Raw genomic sequence first — 16,160 nt, 5'->3', positions numbered from 1 at the left:
CCCCGCCCCCCCCGGCGGGGCGGGGGGGGGGCGGGGGGGGCGGCGGCGGCGCGGGGGGCGGGGGGCCGGCCGGCCCCGCGGGGGGGGGGGGGGGGGGGGGGGGGGGGGGGGGGGGGGGGGGGGGGCGGGGGGGGGGGGGGGGGGGGGGGGGGGGGGGGGGGTGGGGGGGGGGGGGGGCGGGGGGGGGGGGGGGGGCGGGGGGGGCGGGGGGGGGGGGGGGGGGGCCCGGGGGGGGGGGGGGGGGGCCGGGGGGCCCGGGGGGGGGCGGGGGGGGGGGCGGGGCGGGGCCGGGGGCAGAGGAGTGCAGGGGGGGGGCCAGGACCGGGGGGGGCCGGGGGGTCGGGGGGTGGGGGGGGGTTGCCAGGTGGCGCAGAGGGTGGCGTAGGCGGTGCGGCGGGACTCGAAGTCCGCGAGGGCGGCGGCGACCGCCCGCCCGACCGCGGTCGGGTCCGGCCGGACCGGGCCCTCGCCCTCGGCGGGCTGGAGCACCACGGTGCCGGTGCCGCGCAGGACGGCGCCCGACGCGCCCTCCTCGGCGAGTTGGGCGGTGACGAAGACCGACGGGTAGGCGCCGGTGGCCGGGTCCGGTTCGAGGCCGCCGCCGAGGGCGGTGTCGTAGACGCGGACGTCCACGGTGTGGCGGCCCTCGGTGAGCCGGGCGCGGCCCGCGTAGTCGATGGCCACGCCCCAGGGCTGGGCCGGATCGGTGGACATGGAGACTCCTCGGTCAGGGGGGCGGGACGGTCAGCTCTGGGTGCCGTACATCATCGCGGGCTGGGCGTAGACGGTGCCGGAGGCGCTGGTCAGCTGGACCTGGAGCTCCACCTTCAGCAGGCTGCCGAAGCGGCCGTTGAGGTCGTCGGTGACCTTGGCGGTGTGGTCGAAGGTGGTTCCGGCGGCGACGACCGGCCCCCACGCGGTGCCGTCGACCAGCACCCGCACCTGGCCGGTGGCCCCGCTGGACACCCTGCTGTACACGTAGAGCCGCAGCCGGGGCTGCCAGAGCGGATTGAACGACTGGGCGACGGTGGTCCAGGTGGTCGCGGACGTCTGGGGCCAGTGCGCCGAGTTCAGCGACTGCGGCGGCAGCATCGTCAGCCAGGGGCGGGCCAGCCCGCCGGCGGAAATGTCGTCGGAGAGCACCTCATGGCCCTGGATGTCGAACATCCGCAGCACCTGCGGGGCGGCGCCGGAGCCGTTGCCGTTGTAGAGCGCCAGCGCGTACTCGCCGGTCTGCCGGCGCAGTGCCATGCCGTACTCCTCGCCGCTCCACGAGCCGACGCGCAGCACGGCCGTCCCGCCGGGGGCCTTGACGGCCAGCGAACCGCCGTCGGTGATCTCGACCGAACCACCACTGATCCGGTTGAGTGCCGGACGGGTGTTGACGGCGGTGGAGAGCTGCTGGATACGGCGTTCCATGGCGATGAGCCGGTCGATGATGTCCTCGGGCAACTGGGGCATCAGGCAACCTCCAGGTAGAGCTCGGCGGTGTCGGGACGGCCGCGTTCCGCGGGCTGGACCTTGCAGCCGATGATCCGGTAGCGGACGTCCAGCCCCTCGGGGAACCACTCGTCGGTGATCCGCACGCGGGCGGTGCGGCCGAGCAGCGCGGGCGGCACGACGCCGTCCAGCCGGACGGTGATCTCCGGGATGACGACCGCCCCGCGGGCCTCGGCCAGCTCGGTGGCGGCGAGCGAGTCCAGGGCGGCCCGGTCGCCCACCTCGTTGTGGTCCGAGGAGAGGTCGACGCGCGGCCAGCCGGCGGCCAGCAGATCGCCGGCCACCTTCTCGGCCGAGTACAGCGGCCGGGACTCCTCGGCCTGGTTGTTGTTGACGGAGGCCCCCCGGGCCCGTGCGGTGGTGCCGCCCCGGGTGGCGTCGCGGGGGAAGGCGTACGAGAGGATCGCGCCCGGCCGGTCGAGCAGCAGATCGGTCGCCCCGGTACGGACACGGGGGCTCCCCAGCCGGAGCCGGCGGACCCGCTCGCCGGTGACCGGGTCCCGGTAGACGGCGATGTGGTGCTCGAACCCGTCGGTCGGCGCGGCGAGTTGTTCCAGCGCCTCGGAGTACGGGGTCTCGTCGCCGTCCCGCCAGGACGCCTTCCGGAGCACCCCGGAGGTCTCGGAGCCGTAGTCCACGCGGATGTCCCCGCCCGGCGCCGACTGGAGCTCCCGCCACAGTTCACGGGCCACCTCCAGCTGGTCGGTGGCGGGGTAGGAGAGATCCTTCCGGATCCGGCGCCGGGCGGCGTACGAGTCGAAGGTGGCGGCCTGGATGCCCAGGGTCAGCACGCCGCGCTCGCTGCTCGCCAGGGTGCTGGTCCAGATGATCCCGCCCCACCAGAGGTCGCCGCCGCGCTCCAGGTAGACGGCGGTGCGGCCCTCGGCCACCCGCCGCACCCGGGCGGCGATGGCGGCGTCCGGGATCGGCACCGTTCCGGAGAGGGAGCCCGGCTTGCCGATGAAGTCGTCGAGCGTCACGTCCCGCAGCGGGAGGATGTCGAGGGTCTGATCGGTGAGCAGGTCGCAGAAGATCGCCCGGTAGGGCGTGTCGAGTGTCATGGGTGGGCCTCACGGTCCGGTGGTCTCGGGGACTTCGGGCGGCAGCGTGCCGGCGGGAGCGGACGGCAGCGGTACGGATGGGGACGAACAGAGCAGCGGTGCCGACGGGGGCGGACGGCAGCGGTGCCGAGGGGAGGGCAGGCCACAGCAGCACCGACAGGGCGGGCCACAGCGGTACCGACGGGGCGGGCCGCAGCAGCACCGTCGGGGCGGGCCGCAGCAGCACCGACGGGGCGGGCGGCTCCCGGGCATGCCCGGGAGCACGCTGCCCGGCGCGCGGTCACGTGCTGGCGTCGACGCGGATGAAGGTGTTGGTGAACGTCGCCTTGACCTGGGTGGTGTTGGCCCCCGCCCGGTACATCCCGGTGATGGTGTGGGCGCCCGGGGTGAGGCCGTAGAGGCGGGTGGTGGTGGAGGCGGAAGCGGCGTTGAGGCCCGTGCTGGTCACCGCCGCCTGATCGTTCGCCTCCCACACCACGGTGGAACCCCTGGTGATCCGGAAGGTCATCCAGCCGGCGACGGAGGCGCTGGACGTCTGCATCCGGGCGCCAAGGGTGATGAGCACGACGCCGGACGGGGGAACGGTGAAGGTGAGGCTGTTCGCCGCGTTGGCGGCCCGGTCCGTCAGCGTGGCCGTGTAGGTGGTCGAGGTCGTGTAGCCGTCGTCGAAGGTGCCGGCGAGGGTCGGCACCGGGACGACCGGTGTCCAGGCGGTGCCGTTCCAGCGCTGGAGGGCGCCGCCGGCGTCCCGGTACTGGCCGGTGTAGCTCGCCGTGCTGACCGCGCCGGACGGGGCGATGCCGCCGAGGGCGTACGGGTACGGGACCCACGCCGAGCCGTCCCAGCGCTGGAGGGCGCCGCCGGCGTCCTGGTACTGCCCCGGGTAGGCGCCCGGCGGGTTGGCGCTGCCCTCGGCCGGCAGGATGCCACCGAGTCCGACGACCACCGAACGCAGGTCGGTCACCGCGGAGTTCCAGTTGATGCCGCCGTTGCCGGCACCGGCTCCGGCCGGCACCGAGACCGTGTAGAGCGGCAGGCTCAGCGGCGGTACCGCCGGGGCCGCGGGGGTCGCCGCCGGGGTGCCCGGGACGATCTCCACCACGGCCTCGTGGCGGTTGGAGGAGTCGTAGAGGCTGTCGTAGACGCGGACGACGACCAGGTCGACCCGGCCGTACTGGCCGTCCCCGGCGTCGAAGGTGAGCGCCTCCGGGGTGGTCAGGGTCACCGGGTAGACGCCCTGGCCGCTCTGGCCCTGGATCACCCCCCGGCCCTCCGCGACGGTGGCGGACATCGCGGAGGTGCCCTCCAGCCGGAAGCCGGTGAGCCGGGAGCGGCCGTCGGACGAGCCGGGCAGGACTCCGGTACGCGCCTCCAGCGCGGTGCGCGGGGTCGTCGCGCCGACCTGGGTCAGTCGGGTGTCCTCGCGGGTCTGGCCGGTCTCGGCCACCCAGCTGCTACGCAGGTTCATGGCAAAACTCCGTTCAAGGGCGGGGGCGGGGGTGAGGCGGGGCGAAGGGGGCCGGCGGACGGGAGCCGGGCGCCGGGAGAGGGGCGGGTCACCACTCCGCGTCGCGCCAGCGGACGGTCATCTGCGCCTCGTCGCCGGCTCGTTCGGGGCGGAAGGACAGTTCCGAGACCCCTGGTTCGAGGGCGAACAGTTCCTCGGGGCCGGAGTCGGCCGCCGCGGTGTGCCGGCGGGCCGCCGAGCCGTTCAGGGTGACCGTGCCGGCGGCGGTGTCCACCGTCAGCTCGTCGTTGGCGGCCAGGTCGATGGCGTACCGGAGCCTGCGCCGGGTCGCCCGGTCGGTGACGGTCGGGGTGGAGCAGGGTCCCCGGAAGACGATCACCGGGTGGGCCGGGGCGGAGCCGGTGTTGTCGGCCAGGGTGTCCCCGGTGCTCCTGGCCCGGCCCCAGTCGAGCGGCCAGGTCAGCGGCCAGGCCAGGCCGGGCTCCGGCTCGGGTGCGCCGGTGACGGCCGTCCGCTCGGCGACCGCGTACCGGCGCGGGTCGGCGGCCAGCCACTGGACGGCGGCCTTGCCCGTGCCCTGGGTGGCGAACAGCCGGTCGGCGGGAAGCACCCGCTGGCTGACCCGGGCGCGTACGGCCAGGGTCTCGCCGTGCAGCCGGACGGCGAGCCAGCGCTCCCGGTCGGTGAGCGCGAGGGCCTGGCGGAGCGCTCGTACGGCGTCCGGGACGGCACCGTCCCCGGGCAGCAGCCAGACGGTGCCGGCCACCTTGCGCGGCTTGGCGTACCGGGCGCCCGGCCAGGCGCCGTGCGAGGTGGGGCGGTCGGCGTCGGAGGAGTCGTATTCGGGGAGGTCCTCCCAGCCGGTCAGGCCGGACCGGTCGACGGCGAACGGGGTGCCGGGGCCGATGAGGAGGCCGGCCCACTGCACCTGCCCGTCCTGGGTGATGAGGGAGCCGGGCGGAAGGTCGGCGGTGTGGTCGGTGGTGAAGTCGGCGGTGGTCTCGGCCATGGGGCCGTCACCTCACTCTCGTGGGTACTCGAAAGGCCGTGGGGGCGGTTCGCGGGACGGCCGGCCCCGGCGTGCCCGGGCCGGGAGTCCCGGGCGCGCGGGTCCGGTCGGGGCGCGCGATCAGGGATTCCGCAGCCCGGGGCGTCCTGCGGCTTCGGGCGTCCCGCGGCTTCGGGAACGCCTCGCCTCAGGAACCCGGCAGCGCGGTCGCGGTCGCGGTGGCCAGGAAGAGCAGGTCCTCGGCGGTCGAGCGGGGGCCCGCGCCCGCTTCCTCGCGGAACTCCGCCAGCCGGGCCGGCGGCGCCGGAGCGGCCGGGGCGAGCACCCGGCGGTGGTCCAGCTCGGAGAGCGGCAGGATCCGTGGCGCCCGGTCCGGGGCGCCGGGGAGGACGACACCGCCCTCGGCGAGCATCGGGAGCTTGTCGAAGTGGACGCCGAACTTCTTGCCCAGCACGGAGAAGCTCAGCTCGTTGAGCCCGTCGATGAGCCAGTTGGCGAAGGCGATCAGCGCGTTGACCGGCCCCTTGACGACACCCAGCACGATCTGGAGGCCGCTTTCGACGAAGCGCCCGATCGCGCCGAGCGTCCCGGACACCGCGGTCCGCACCCGGCTGAAGAAGCCGGGCACGGACGAGGTGATCCAGCGGACGACCGGGCGCACCGCGTCGCGCAGCCCGGTCCAGACGCGGGCGGTGATCCCGCGCAGCGCGTCGCCGGCGGCGGAGACGGTGGAGCGGATCCGCGTCAGCCCGCCGACGGCGGCGCCGATCCCCCGGAGCACGCCGGTGATCACGGTCCGCCAGCCCCCGGCGGACGCGGCGACGGTGCTCCCCAGGGCCCGCAGGACCGGTCCGAGGAAGGCGAGGACGGACCGGAAGCCCGCGAGGGCCTGGCTCATGACCTGGGCGATGATCCGCTGCCCGGTCCTGGAGTTGACGGCGAGCTCGACGAGGTACGCCGCCACCGGGACGAGGATCCCGATCAGGAAGCCGACCGGGTTGGCCCGCATGGCGGTGTTGATCCCGGTCATGGCGACGGAGCCGACGGTCAGGGCCGTACCGAACGGGCCTAGCAGCCCGGAGAGGAGCCCGCCGACGTCGATGAGCGGCGCGAACAGGGCGAGCAGTCCGCCGACGCCGGAGCCCAGCCGCGCCGCGGCGGTCCTGGCGCGGGCCGCCCCGGTCCCGGTCCCGCGCACCCCGGCGCCGGCGCCCGGTCCGCCGACCCGGGTCACCGCCCCGGCCGTGCCCGCCGCGGGGGCGGCGAGCCGCCGTACGGAGGTGGCCGAGGCCCGGATGCCGGCCGCGATCCGGTCGGCGGCGCCAGCGGCCCGGCGGATGGCGCCGGTGGCCGTACGGAAGGCCGCCGCCGAGCCGGTGGCGTGCTGCCGGGCGGTGCGCAGCACCGGGGTGCCCCGGGCGAACGGGCCCCGGGGCAGGGCCGCGGCCGCGCTCATCCGCGTGCCTTCGCGAGGTACATCAACGCGTCGGCGGTGGCCTGGGGGTCACTGGAGCGGGCGGCGTGGTAGTGCTCGATGTGGAATCCGGCGCCGCCCGTGCCCAGGCGTTCCCGCTGCTGGAGCAGCCGGGCCCGCCGGGCGGTGAGCGCCAGCAGCCGGTCCAGCTTGGAGAGCGGCAGGACGGCCTCGGCCTCGCCCGCCTCGGCCAGGATCGCCGGTACGCCACCCCGGCGCGGCTGGACGACACCGCCGGCGGCGAGCTGGGGAATGGTCGGCAGGTTGACGCCGAAGGTCTTGCCACCGACCAGCGGGACCCAGCCGGGCACGCTCACCCGGATGCCGTTGAGCCGGCCGATCATCGAGTTGATGAGCCCGATGACGCCGTTGATGGGGGTCCGGACGGCGTTCTTGATGCCGTCGAAGGCGCGGGAGGCGATGCCCGAGAGCCCGTTCCAGATGCTCGCCATCTTGTCCTTGACGGCGCTGAAAGCCCTCGGGACAGCGGACTTGATCCAGTCGATCACCGGGGTGATGACGGCCTTGACGCCGCGCCAGACGGCGGAGACCACCGACTTGATGGCGTTCATCACCGTGGTGATGATCTGCTTCCAGACGTTGACATAGGTACGTACGACGGTGGCGACGGCCTTCACCACGGTGGAGATGGCGGTCCGGATGCCGTTCCAGACCGTCTTGATCAGCGAGCCGGCCTGCTTCATGATCGGGCCGATCGCCCGCATGACCGAACCGACCACCGAGCGGATGGCGTTGAACGCGGTCCGCATGACGTTCTGCAGGGTCTTCGAGCGGGTCGCCATCTCGACGACCTTCTCGATGAGCGGCATGAACAGTTCCAGCAGCCGGGCGAGGAAGTTGCCCTTCATCGACTTGTTGAGCCGGTCCTGCCCCTTGGCGGCCTTCTCGGCGCCGGACTGGAACTTTCCCAGCCGGGTCCCTGCCGTCTGGCCGGTCTTTCCCGCCCTGGTCAGCGAGCGTTCGACCTGGTCGGCGGCGGTCCGCAGGCTCTTGAGCCCGCCGCCGGCGCCCTGGGCGGATGTGCCGAGCGTACGCAGCCGGCCGGACGCCTGCCCGCCCGCGTCCCCGATCCGGTTCAGCGGGGCGGCAGCACCGGAGGCGGCCGTCCGGAGGCCGCCCAGCGCGGTGGAGGCCTTCTTCATCGAACTGACGAGACTCATCCCGCACCTCCTTTCTCACGTTCGGGACGGTCAGTTGGTGCCGACGGCCGAGGCGACCCCGCGCGCGGCGTCGGCGAGCTGCCGGAAGCCCTCCCGGAGACCGTCGGTGGCCCGGGTGAGGTTGCCCGCCGCCGACGCGGTGCTGTTCATGGCGGCGGCGTTCGGCAGTGCGTTCGGCCGGTACCGGTCGGAGGCGTTGTTGAGCCGGTTGACCGCCGCGGTGAGATTTCTGATGGGGGTCACCGAAGGAAGACCCGTCAACGCTCTCTTCAGCTTCTCGATGGCCGCGGCGGACTTGGATATCTGGCGGGCGGACGGCAGCGCGCGCACCGCGGTGTTGAATTCGGTCACCTCGGGCCGGAGGCCCTGGAGGGCCCGGTTCAAGGCGTCCAAGGACGCCGTGTCGGCGTTCGCGACGCTGACGAGCGGTGGGGTTTCCACCTCGGCCCGCGGCCGGAACGACGGGATACCCCGCTCGTTCAGCGTCAGAATCCGGCCCTGGCTCGTACTGTTCGGGTCCCGGCGCAGCGCGACGGCCTTCCACAGTTTCTCCAGGCCGAAGTTGAACAGCTTTCCCAGGTCAAGCAGCTTTCCCAGCAGCAGGGTGCCGACCGCCGCGATGGCCAGATACAGGGCGTTCTGCCACTGCGGCTCCTTCACTGCGGCGACCAGATCCTTCAGGCCGAGTGCTTCGAAGAAGGATTCCCAGGCGGACTTGTTCTCCTTGTCGGGGCCCTTCTTGATGGCCTCCAGGACCTTTTTCGTCTGTTCCGAGAGTTCGGCGTTGGTGACCGTATTATCGGCCTTTGCGTGCGTATTAAGCGTCGTTTTGACGGAAGCGACTTCCGTCTTTATCTCCGTAATCCTTCTCAGGACTTCTTCGTCGTTCTGTGCCATCATCGCCTCGCGCTATCGGGGGGTTGACGCTCTCTCTTTTGATCTGCTACTTTCTCTCGGTTCGGTCGGGCGGGTGGTTTTTGTCAAAAGGCCGGGGGTGGGGGCGGTGATTTTTCTGTTCTGGCTGGGTGTGGCCATGGCGGTGCTGGGAGCGGTTTTTCTGGTCGGCTGCACGGGCAACCTGCTGGAATTCCGCAGGCTGCGGCTGCTGGAGCGGCGAGGTGTCCAGGGGGAGGCGGTGGCCCGCTATCAGAACTGGATGAACGGCAAGTACCGGGTCTGCTACGAGGTCCGGTTGCCCGAAGGGCGGCGCCGGTCCCAGTTCTACGAGTTCTCGACCGCCCGGCCCGAGCCCATGGGCACGGTGGTGCCCGTCGTCTACGACGAGCGGAAGCCGAGCCGCGCCCGGACCGGAACGCTCGACGCGATCGACCCGTCCGGAGAGGGCCGGGTGGTGGCCGGCGCGGGCGGCTTCGGCGCGGTGGCGCTGGTCCTCGGCCTGGTGATCGCCATTGTCTTCGCGCCCTGAGCGCCCTGAGCGCCTTGAGCTCCCCGGGTGCCCTGAGCGCCATGGCGGGCCGGAGGTCCGGGCGGCCGGTCCCGGCCCGGGGCCGGCCGCGTCAGGGGGTGCCGTGTCCCGCCGCCCGTGCGATCGGCCCGCGACCGGGGTGCTGCCACGGCCCGCCGGCGCCGGGGCGAACCATCGGGAGCGGCGGCGTGACGAGCCGGACGGCGGCGAGGGTGTCCGCGCCAGTGCGGGACTCCGGTGGCCGTCGGCGAGATGTGCCCGGTGGTCTATGACCCGGAGAGGCCGAGCCGGGCGGTGATCGGCGTCATGGGGGAGAGCTTCGACTCCCGGGGCGCGCTCAAGGAGGTGGGGCGCCTGCTCGCGCTGGGACTGCCGGTCCTGGCCCTGGGGGTGCTGCTCATGGCGCTCGCGTGAGGGGGTGCGGCCGGCCGGTGGGGGTGGGCCGGTCCAGGCGGCCGGACCGGTGGGACGGACCGGTGGGACGGGCGAGCGGCGGGCCCCCGGGGCCCGGGGGCCGGGGCGGCGTCCGACGGCGGGGCGTCAGGAGCCTTGCGTCAAGGGCGTGTGCCGGGAGCCGGGCGTCAGGGCCCGAGTGTCAGGAACGGCGGCGCAGTTCGGCGAGTGCGTCGTTCCAGCCGGACCGGTAGGCCGCGTTCTCGCAGGCCGTGAACTCGTCCCGCAGCGCGGACAGCAGGGCGGGCCTGTCGAGCGGGGGGCGGGTGTCGAGCAGGGCGCTGATGCGGTCGTCGAGCGGGCCGCGCGGCTGGTTTCCCCCGTTTTGGAACGTCATGGTGCCCTGCCTTCCGATTGCTTGCCGGCCCGGCGGCAGGTGTGTCACACCTCCCGCACAACCGACTCTATCGAACAAACGTGCGATCAAGTGTCGGGCGATCATCTCGCGTTGTCGAGCGCGATACCCGCCATATGGGGTGTCACCTGGGGTTCCGCCGCGGAAGTGAGGCGTTGTCAGAGGGGCGCGGTACGGTCCGGCGGGCGGCTCATGCCGGTAATTCCGGGCGGACGGGCGGGGCGGACGGGCCGTACCGGGGTCACGCCGGAAGCCCGCCCGGCCCGCCGTACCCCTGGCTCCGGTGGTGGGCCGGGCCTCCGGAAGGGCGCGGGGGGCGCGATCGGGCCGGTACGTCATGGGGTGACGGTGGCTGAAACCGATCGCCCCGCGACGCCTTCCGGGCCGTGCCCCGGCAGGCCACGGCGGCCGGGCTCAGCCGAAGAACCTCGCGAGCGCCGCCGGGGACGGCCCGGACGCGTCGTCCGCCGTGCCCGGCGGGTGCTCCGTCTCGCCGGGCAGGTCCGCCTCATCGGGCCCGTCCGGGACGCCCGGGCGCGGCACCGGCTGCGGGGGCTCCGGCTGGTCGCCCTCGTCCCCGGTGTTGACGCAGGCGAACATCCAGTTCGCGGCGGCCAGATGGTCCACGGCCGCCGCGAGCAGATGATCGGTCACCGACCAGTCCGCGGCCTCCCCGTGCAGCTCCCGGTGGGTGGCGCTGTCCGCCGGCAGATGCTTGAGCAGCACCGCGAGCCGGCGGCTGGTGAGCCCGCCCCGGTGCCAGTCGAGCAGGTCGGTGCCGTAATAGCGGAGCAGGTCCGCCTCAAGGGCCTCGGCGTGTTCGTCGACGAACGCGGCGAGGCTCAGCCTTCCCCCAGGCCGAGCCCGGTCTCCTTGCCGTACGCCTCCAGGATGGCGGCGATGTCCTGCATGGTGATGTCGTGCTCCGCGAAGCGGCTGAACTGCTGCTCGCCCATCAGCAGGGCGAGCAGCCCGTCCACGTCGTTGTCGTCCAGGGTGCGCAGCGCCCTGGCGGTGGCGCGGCTCAGCTCGGTGGGCAGGGTGAAGCTCTCCCCGTCCAGTTCGAAGGACCAGGTGCGGCCGAGCGCCTCCAGGCGCTGGGCGCGGGCGGCGTTGACGTCGAAACGAGCCATGTGGCCAGTGCTCCTTGTGCTGCCGGACGATGCCGGCGGTCGGGGTGGGGGGACGGTTGCTGTTTCTGGGAGTGGAGGCCGGGGAGAGGAGGGGGCGTCCCTCCCCTCCCCGGGTCTCTCAGGCGGCGTAGGCGGTGTCCTTCATGACGAAGCTCGCCAGCGGCTTGCCCTCGCCCTTCGACATGGCGGTGAAGGTGATGCCGAGCTGGGCCGCGGACTTGCGGGCCAGCTTGATGTCGTCGGAGGCGGTGACCTGGCCGCGCGGGATGAAGAAGCGGTACTTCACCGCCGTGGTGCCGCCGGCCTTGATGTCGGTGAACTCCAGGCCGAGGGCGCGCACGTCCGCGTACGGGCGCTCGGCGATGTCGTACCGGTAGACATCGGTGGCCGGCGCGGCCTCCGCCTTCACCTCGCCGCCGCCCATGAAGAACGGCAGGGTGTCCTCGTTGAACTGGAGCAGCGAGAACTTCAGCGTCAGGTCCCGGTCCGAGTAGAGGAAGTGGACCGGGCTGACCGCCTGCCAGGAGTCGACCGGCTCCAGCTTGTCCTTCTTGGCGAAGGTGACGCCGTCGGCGGAGGTGAAGCCGAGGTCCTTCCAGCCGCCCTTCGTCCAGTCGCCGGCGGAGTCGTCGGTGAAGGCGGCCGGCGCGGCGGTGTCCGCCGCCGCGACATAGAGCCGGCCGGTGCCGGCGACGCGGATCTCGGACGAGTTGGTACCTGCCATGGTGGGTCTCTCCTTGATGAGGGGGACGGTGCCGATCCGGGCGGTACGGGGGTGAGCCCGGTCCCGGTACGGCGAAGGCCCCGCCGGGACGGCGGGGCCTCGATCGGTGGCCGGCGCGCGGGGCGCCGGGCGGGGCCATGCGCGGTGGGGCCGGGCAGGGCTCCGGTGAGGGTTCCGGTGGGGCTTGTGCCGAGCCGCTGCCGGCTCCGGCGGGGCGCCTGCCGGGCTCCGGCGGAGCTCCGGCGGGAGGGGGCCCGGCGCCCGTCAGAAGACGTCGAGCGAGAGCCGGATCACGCACACATAGCGGTTGGCGGCGCGGTAGAGGTAGTCGGGGAGCCAGCGGGGGCCGTCCTGCTCCTCGGCGTCGGCGACGAGGTTGGTGCCCCAGCGCGTGCCGATGGCGGCGAGCAGCGCCCGGCGGGCCGCGTTGGCCAGGGTGTGGGCGCCGGTCTTGTCCGGCCCGTACACCTCCAGCTCGATGAGCGGCATGTCGACGTGCAGGTCCCCGGTCCAGGCGCCGCCGCGCCGGTTCACCAGGACGGCCCGCTGGGTCCCGTCGAAGCCCGGCGGCGCGGCGGCGGCCACCGTGGCGCCGGCGAGGGCGGGCTCGGCCTTGAGGGCGTCGACGACCAGCGCCTCGACGTCGGGAAAGGCACTCGGCGGTGTGGTCATGACGGTTCACCTCGGTGGGTGGTGGTGGGTGGGCGCCGGCCGGACGGCCCCCGCGGGGAGGGGAACGGGGGCGCGGAGGCCGCCCGACGGCGAACGGCGGAGTGCGGCCCGTCGGTCACGCGGGCACAGCTCCGCCGCTGCGTTCACTGTGACAGCAATCGTGCGCGCACGCAACTAGCGTTTTCCCGAGAGGCGCTCCGCCCTGGCCGCCCCCGCCGCATCGCCCCGTCTCGCCCTGGTTCACCGGCCCCGCCCGCCCCTGCCGTCGCACCGGTGCGCACCGCCCGCCCGGGCGGCAGGCGACCGGGCGCCCGGGCGGCGGGTGACCGCGGTGCACGACGGGGGCGGGCGGGGTGGCGGGGACAGGCACGCGAAAGCGCCCCACGTCCAGGGCTGGACACGGGGCGCCGGGTGGCGGGGGCGGGAGAGGTGAAGGGGGGTGCCTGGGGTGTCAGGGGCGGCGCCGGGCCGCGCGCTCGGCCGCGAAGACGTCCTCCAGCCGGTAGAGGAGGGCGCGGCCCCGCCGCCCGGCCGGCCGCAGATGACCCAACTGCACCCACTTGCGGATGGTGGCGGGCACGACCCCGGTCTCGGCGGCGGCGAGTTCACCGGTGATCAACGTGTCCCCGGCGATCACCGGACCTCCCCCTCCGGAGTGTGCGCGGCCCCGGGGGCGGAGGCCCGCCCGGCCGCCGCGTCGTGCGCACCCCCGGCGGCCCGTGCGGTCTCCATCGGCTCCGTCGCCCGCGTGGTCTCCAGGGCCGTCGCGGCGTCGGGATCCGTCCGGCCGGCGCTGTGCCGGGCACCGTCCCGGCCCCGCCGCGACCCGCCGGTCCGTGCCCCGGCCGTCGCGTCGTGCGCACCGGCGGCGCGGACCGGGGTTCGTACGCCCCGGCCCCCGTCCGCCGGCCCGGTCTCGTCCATCGAGGCGTCGATCTCCGTCCGGTCGCCGCCCGACACCCGGGTCAACGCCGCCCACTCGGCCTCGGGCCAGACGTGCCGGTACGCCGGATCCGTACCGCAGTCGCAGCCGGCGTCCCCGCAGCGGCAGGCCGGGTTCACGCAGAGCACCGCCCGGCGGGCCGGGAAGGCGCGCAGCGACACCGAGTCGCACCACGGGCACCGACCGCCCAGCCGGACCATCGACTCCGTGTCGCCCAGCACCCGGCCGCAGCGGCGGGCCATCCGCCGGGCCTCGTCCCGGACGTGCGCGGCGAGCACCGGATGCCCGGCGATCTCGTCCAGCAGTCCGGCCAGCCGGGCCAGCCGCAGCGGTACCCGGGCGTGGCGCGGGCGGCCGAGGCCGAGCTTCTCGTGGACCGCCTCGTCCAGCTCGACCACCCCGTCGGTGATGTCCCGGATGGCGTCCGACACGTACAGCCGCAGCGGAGCGGTCGAGGGGCCGGGCACATCGAGGCCGTGCCGCTGCCGCATGAGCAACGCCTCCCGCCGTTCCGTCCGGACGCGCTCGTCGGCCTCCGGGGACGGCGCCCGGCGCTCGCCGGTACGGGAGGCGGGGGAGGGGCGGCCCGGCGCCAGCTCGGTCAGCAGCTCGGGGAACTGCCGGATCAGCGCCTCGATCCAGAGGGCGGCGTCCCGGACCAGACGCTCCGGAGCGGAGGCGGAGGCGGAGGCGGAGACGGGCGCCGGGGCCTGGGTCGGGGCCGGGACGGGCGGCGACACCGGTGCGCTCGGCGGGGGAGAGGGGATCGGGGTGCTCGGGGCGCTCGGAGTGCTCGGTGGGGTCTGGCCAGTCACGGTGCCTCCCGGCTGTTCAGTGGGTGGTACGGCTCCGGCGCCGGCCTCCGGGCCGGGGTCGTACGGCTCTGCACCCTGGCATGTTGCGATCGAGCGCGCAACTTACAAACCGGGATCCCCCTTGGCCCTTTGTGAAACTCGTACCGATCCGTCATGTGCGGGTAGGTAATTCCGTGCGCGCAAGCGCGCTAGAGTGGGACCGCTTTGGAGGGAGGCGCCCCATGACCGCCAGCGACCTGGACCGGTTCGCCGCCTGGATCGAGGACCTGATCCGTCGTCGCGGCTACGACATCGACAGCCCCCGGGGTGGAGGAAAGTCCCGGCTCGCCGACGAGGCGGGCGTCCACCGCGCCGCCATCACCCGGCTGCTTCAGCGGCAGAGCATGCCGGACCTGGAGACCACCCGGCGGCTCGCCCGGGTGCTGGGCGTGCCGGTGCGGGACATGCTCATCCGCTCCGGCCGGCTCACCGAGGAGGACCTGCCGCTGCCCCCGCTGCCGGGGGCCGCTCCGGCCGGACCGGGCGAACGACGGCTCACCCTGGAGGAGGCCGCCGACGCGCTCGGCGTCCCGGCCGACCGGCGCGAGATGTTCCTGCGGGTGGCCGGCCAGTTCCTCCCGCCCCCGGACGCCGGCCCCCGGGGCGGCGGGCCCGCCGGCGACTGACCCCGTGCCGAAGTCCTGCGCACCGGAGTTTCGCGTGCCGGTGCTCCGGGTGCCGTGGTCCCGGGTGCGGGAGCCCCGGTTCGCGCCCTCCCGTCACCCCTCCCGCCCCGCCCGTACCCGCTCCGCGGGGCGTTCTCCGAGGTCGGGCGGGGCGCCGGGGGTGCGGGCATTTGTTTTGACCGGAGTCGATGCGGTAGGTACGCTCAGACCTTGTGCCTGGGGTGTGCCTGGGCTCGTGTGCGTGTCCTCAACCGCATGGCGAGTCCGCCGACGGCCACCGTGATCTGCGCCCCTTCCCGCTTCCGGCGGAAGTCCGCAGCATTCGACACACCCGACCGCGTGGGTCGGTGACGTTCCAGGTTAGCTTCACTACACGGCACACAGAAACCGGAGAAGTAGTGCCTACGATCCAGCAGCTGGTCCGGAAGGGCCGGCAGGACAAGGTCGAGAAGAACAAGACGCCCGCACTCGAGGGTTCCCCTCAGCGCCGCGGCGTCTGCACGCGTGTGTTCACGACCACCCCGAAGAAGCCGAACTCGGCCCTGCGTAAGGTCGCGCGTGTGCGTCTGACCTCTGGCATCGAGGTCACGGCCTACATCCCGGGTGAGGGACACAACCTGCAGGAGCACTCGATCGTGCTCGTGCGTGGTGGCCGTGTGAAGGACCTGCCGGGTGTTCGCTACAAGATCATCCGCGGCTCGCTCGACACCCAGGGTGTCAAGAACCGCAAGCAGGCCCGCAGCCGCTACGGCGCCAAGAAGGAGAAGTAAGAATGCCTCGTAAGGGCCCCGCCCCGAAGCGCCCGGTCATCATCGACCCGGTCTACGGTTCTCCTCTTGTCACCTCGCTGATCAACAAGATCCTGCTCAACGGCAAGCGCTCCACCGCCGAGCGGATCGTGTACGGCGCCATGGAAGGCCTCCGCGAGAAGACCGGCAACGACCCGGTCATCACGCTGAAGCGCGCGCTTGAGAACGTCAAGCCCGCCCTCGAGGTCAAGTCCCGCCGTGTCGGTGGCGCCACCTACCAGGTGCCGATCGAGGTCAAGCCCGGTCGCGCCTCCACCCTCGCGCTGCGCTGGCTCGTGGGCTACTCCCGCGCCCGCCGTGAGAAGACCATGACCGAGCGCCTCATGAACGAGCTGCTGGACGCCTCGAACGGCCTCGGCGCCTCGGTCAAGAAGCGCGAGGACACGCACAAGATGGCCGAGTCCAACAAGGCCTTCGCGCACTACCGCTGGTAGTCGCACCCCACATCGAGACCGAGAGAAGACTGAAGCCT

The 16,160-nt window shown here is 73.9% G+C and carries 19 protein-coding genes; 5 read left to right on the top strand and 14 right to left on the bottom strand.

Annotation, left to right across the window (positions count from 1 at the left end):
* Positions 1–744 precede the first annotated feature (744 nt).
* From NX801_RS16435 to NX801_RS16405, 7 genes are all read right to left on the bottom strand, one after another.
* Positions 745–1,461 carry a hypothetical protein gene (locus NX801_RS16435; RefSeq protein ID WP_258788457.1) on the bottom strand — a complete coding sequence of 239 codons (717 nt, stop codon included), beginning with the start codon at positions 1,459–1,461 and terminating at the stop codon, positions 745–747.
* Positions 1,461–2,561, bottom strand: coding sequence for a hypothetical protein (locus NX801_RS16430; RefSeq protein WP_258788456.1), 1,101 nt, complete (start codon positions 2,559–2,561; stop codon positions 1,461–1,463). The genes NX801_RS16435 and NX801_RS16430 overlap by 1 nt, the downstream gene beginning before the upstream one ends.
* 280 nt (positions 2,562–2,841) lie before the next feature.
* Positions 2,842–4,029, bottom strand: a complete 1,188-nt coding sequence (locus tag NX801_RS16425; protein ID WP_258788455.1) for a hypothetical protein — start codon at positions 4,027–4,029, stop codon at positions 2,842–2,844.
* Positions 4,030–4,117: 88 nt separating this feature from the next.
* Positions 4,118–5,038 (bottom strand): phage tail family protein, encoded by a 921-nt coding sequence (locus NX801_RS16420; RefSeq protein ID WP_258788454.1) that lies wholly within the window; start codon positions 5,036–5,038, stop codon positions 4,118–4,120.
* A gap of 187 nt (positions 5,039–5,225) precedes the next feature.
* Entirely contained in the window at positions 5,226–6,494 is a 1,269-nt protein-coding gene (locus tag NX801_RS16415; RefSeq protein ID WP_258788453.1) for a phage tail tape measure protein, read from the bottom strand.
* On the bottom strand, positions 6,491–7,693 hold the full coding sequence (locus tag NX801_RS16410) for a phage tail protein (protein ID WP_258788452.1): 1,203 nt from the start codon (positions 7,691–7,693) through the stop codon (positions 6,491–6,493). The genes NX801_RS16415 and NX801_RS16410 overlap by 4 nt, the downstream gene beginning before the upstream one ends.
* A gap of 30 nt (positions 7,694–7,723) precedes the next feature.
* A complete protein-coding gene (locus tag NX801_RS16405) occupies positions 7,724–8,593 on the bottom strand; it encodes a hypothetical protein (protein ID WP_258788451.1) in 870 nt (289 codons plus the stop codon).
* Between the two features lie 103 nt (positions 8,594–8,696).
* Between NX801_RS16405 and NX801_RS16400 the strand changes: the two genes are divergently transcribed.
* Together NX801_RS16400 and NX801_RS16395 are read left to right on the top strand one after the other, a co-directional pair.
* A complete protein-coding gene (locus tag NX801_RS16400) occupies positions 8,697–9,119 on the top strand; it encodes a DUF3592 domain-containing protein (RefSeq protein ID WP_258788450.1) in 423 nt (140 codons plus the stop codon).
* A gap of 237 nt (positions 9,120–9,356) precedes the next feature.
* A complete protein-coding gene (locus NX801_RS16395; protein WP_258788449.1) occupies positions 9,357–9,533 on the top strand; it encodes a DUF3592 domain-containing protein in 177 nt (58 codons plus the stop codon).
* A gap of 181 nt (positions 9,534–9,714) precedes the next feature.
* Here the strand turns inward: NX801_RS16395 and NX801_RS16390 are convergent, their stop codons facing one another.
* From NX801_RS16390 to NX801_RS30780, 7 genes are all read right to left on the bottom strand, one after another.
* Positions 9,715–9,909, bottom strand: a complete 195-nt coding sequence (locus tag NX801_RS16390) for a hypothetical protein (protein ID WP_258788448.1) — start codon at positions 9,907–9,909, stop codon at positions 9,715–9,717.
* Positions 9,910–10,341: 432 nt separating this feature from the next.
* Positions 10,342–10,653 carry a hypothetical protein gene (locus NX801_RS16385; protein WP_258788447.1) on the bottom strand — a complete coding sequence of 104 codons (312 nt, stop codon included), beginning with the start codon at positions 10,651–10,653 and terminating at the stop codon, positions 10,342–10,344.
* Positions 10,654–10,769: 116 nt separating this feature from the next.
* Entirely contained in the window at positions 10,770–11,060 is a 291-nt protein-coding gene (locus tag NX801_RS16380; protein ID WP_258788446.1) for a hypothetical protein, read from the bottom strand.
* Positions 11,061–11,178: 118 nt separating this feature from the next.
* Positions 11,179–11,784, bottom strand: a complete 606-nt coding sequence (locus NX801_RS16375; protein WP_258788445.1) for a phage tail tube protein — start codon at positions 11,782–11,784, stop codon at positions 11,179–11,181.
* A 264-nt stretch (positions 11,785–12,048) separates the two neighbouring features.
* On the bottom strand, positions 12,049–12,456 hold the full coding sequence (locus NX801_RS16370; RefSeq protein WP_258788444.1) for a hypothetical protein: 408 nt from the start codon (positions 12,454–12,456) through the stop codon (positions 12,049–12,051).
* A gap of 451 nt (positions 12,457–12,907) precedes the next feature.
* Positions 12,908–13,090 carry a helix-turn-helix domain-containing protein gene (locus NX801_RS16365; RefSeq protein WP_258788477.1) on the bottom strand — a complete coding sequence of 61 codons (183 nt, stop codon included), beginning with the start codon at positions 13,088–13,090 and terminating at the stop codon, positions 12,908–12,910.
* Positions 13,090–14,214 carry a hypothetical protein gene (locus NX801_RS30780; RefSeq protein WP_309505850.1) on the bottom strand — a complete coding sequence of 375 codons (1,125 nt, stop codon included), beginning with the start codon at positions 14,212–14,214 and terminating at the stop codon, positions 13,090–13,092. The genes NX801_RS16365 and NX801_RS30780 overlap by 1 nt, the downstream gene beginning before the upstream one ends.
* Before the next feature lie 221 nt (positions 14,215–14,435).
* Here NX801_RS30780 and NX801_RS16355 point away from each other — a divergent pair, with 221 nt between their 5' ends.
* From NX801_RS16355 to rpsG, 3 genes are all read left to right on the top strand, one after another.
* A complete protein-coding gene (locus tag NX801_RS16355; RefSeq protein WP_258788443.1) occupies positions 14,436–14,879 on the top strand; it encodes a helix-turn-helix transcriptional regulator in 444 nt (147 codons plus the stop codon).
* Between the two features lie 398 nt (positions 14,880–15,277).
* Positions 15,278–15,649 carry a 30S ribosomal protein S12 gene (gene rpsL, locus NX801_RS16350; RefSeq protein WP_003948652.1) on the top strand — a complete coding sequence of 124 codons (372 nt, stop codon included), beginning with the start codon at positions 15,278–15,280 and terminating at the stop codon, positions 15,647–15,649.
* Between the two features lie 2 nt (positions 15,650–15,651).
* Positions 15,652–16,122, top strand: a complete 471-nt coding sequence (gene rpsG / locus NX801_RS16345) for a 30S ribosomal protein S7 (RefSeq protein WP_003956472.1) — start codon at positions 15,652–15,654, stop codon at positions 16,120–16,122.
* Positions 16,123–16,160: the final 38 nt, after the last annotated feature.

The organism is Streptomyces pyxinae, assembly GCF_024756275.1.
GTDB classification, from domain to species: Bacteria; Actinomycetota; Actinomycetes; order Streptomycetales; family Streptomycetaceae; genus Streptomyces; species Streptomyces pyxinae.
The sequence above is the reverse complement of the archived record's forward strand: the minus strand, read 5'-3'. Positions and strand labels throughout refer to the sequence as shown.